The following is a 1,616-nucleotide window of genomic DNA, read 5'->3' as shown; positions in this document are numbered from 1 at the left end:
TCAAGGATTGCAGGATTTCAAAAAATATACTAAGGAGGATAGAATCTAATTTTAGAAAATTTAGTAGGAAAAAGCAAAACTAGCGTTTGAGGGAGTCAAGTCTTTCGGGATTTAAAATTATCAGAGACAGCATTTGAATGAAGAGTTATTTAGGAAAATAAAGGAATATAAGTAGGTCTTTGGTATTTAGCTATTTTTCACCTTATCATTTTCCATTCCCTCATTTATAATATATGTATGTAAAATATTTACATGGCAGGGAGGGAGCCATTTGAATGATAGAAAACAGTTAAAGGCGTTGGCAATGAAAAAAATAGCTCAGCTCATGGATTCTTTATCCGATGAATCAAAGGATAAATATCGTACGGCAATCCATGCGTTTGCTGACTTATATCTGGAGGACGAGCTCGTCTTTCGGGAACTCTATTTTGCTTATAAGCAAGGGCTCCGTTCCTATGATATAAAGAGCACCAACCAGGAGGCCATTTATTATAGAAAAGAGGATAAGGAGCATGTGATTCAGTTTAGACAGTCCCATTATCGTTTACAGGACCATCTTTTCTTCCCCTTCGTTACTTCCTGCATAGAAATAATGAGAGAAGTGCTGCCATTAGGGTCAGTTGTGGAACTGAATCCCCTTTACTTTCTGCCAGAACAGCAAACTTCTTCAGCAGCCAAAATTGTCATCACTAAACGTTATACCGTCCCAACAGGCTATCAAACGTTTTTTCCGTACGGCGGTGTGGTTTACCCTGTAGGAGAAATGAAGAAAGATGCTATCCTTTATTTCACAGAGCCTTTGATTACAAATGTCATCCACAAGGGTTTTAAAGATGAGATGGAAGAAGCATTTGAACTGCTTATGAAAGAAGAGCTAATTGTAGAAAAAAAGATGACATCAATTGAGTTTTCCGCACAGGACATGCAATCGTTACAAGTGGAAATGGAAAGAGCTGGTGAAAGATAATGGCAAACTATACGTCAAGCTTTTCCTCTAGCTTAGTATCAAATATGATCTCTTTTTTGGAAGATGCCAAAGAGGGCATACAGAAAAATTTTGAGCAAATGGACTTAGAAAATGCCTCTGTCGAAGAAGAGATGCGGGAAAAAATAGAAGAAATGATTAGAGAACTGAATCGACTGATTGTCGCTATTGAATCCGTTCCTTTTAGATGAGAAAATAGGAGAGAGGAGTTTACCATTGGGAACCGCACAGATAAAGATGGATATCCGTGAGTTACAGGCAACTTTACAAACCCTGCAATCCAGTATCGATGAGTTTAGTAGTTACTCAGACACCTTTCGTACAGGCACAAGAAATCAGTTGAAAAACTTTCATTCTGATTTCATCGATAAAGTGGATGCTATTCTGGATCATATGAATAATGATGTAAATAAAGAGTTAGTAAAAAATATGCATGCTGTCTATACAGCTGGTAAAAGTATATTGGAAGAAATGACAAAGGCAGACGAAGAAATCAGCAAGGACATTCGGAGCGGCCAGTCATGAAAAGGGACTTGAAAATTAACTATGGGATTCTGGATCAGATCATTGAACAGCTTCATACATATAAGCGGGCCCTTCATCAGATGCAGACTTCTCTAAATACGATAGC

The 1,616-nt window shown here is 37.7% G+C and carries 3 protein-coding genes; all 3 read left to right on the top strand.

The features are described 5' to 3' along the window. The first annotated feature begins 271 nt into the window (after positions 1-271). From NiCM35_RS26575 to NiCM35_RS26565, 3 genes are read left to right on the top strand one after another with little or no spacing between them, the layout of a single operon-like run. Positions 272-967, top strand: a complete 696-nt coding sequence (locus NiCM35_RS26575) for a DUF4176 domain-containing protein (protein ID WP_433780906.1) — start codon at positions 272-274, stop codon at positions 965-967. Next, positions 967-1,176: a hypothetical protein gene (locus NiCM35_RS26570; RefSeq protein WP_095334370.1), complete on the top strand. Its 210-nt coding sequence runs from the start codon at positions 967-969 to the stop codon at positions 1,174-1,176. Before NiCM35_RS26575 ends, NiCM35_RS26570 begins: the two co-directional genes overlap by 1 nt. A gap of 25 nt (positions 1,177-1,201) precedes the next feature. Beyond that, a complete protein-coding gene (locus NiCM35_RS26565; RefSeq protein ID WP_433780905.1) occupies positions 1,202-1,510 on the top strand; it encodes a hypothetical protein in 309 nt (102 codons plus the stop codon). Positions 1,511-1,616: the final 106 nt, after the last annotated feature.

This window comes from Niallia sp. M35, from assembly GCF_050971705.1.
In the GTDB taxonomy this organism is placed as follows: domain Bacteria; phylum Bacillota; class Bacilli; order Bacillales; family Cytobacillaceae; genus Niallia; species Niallia circulans_A.
Note: the sequence above shows the minus strand (reverse complement) of the source record. Positions and strands in the feature narration are given on the sequence as shown.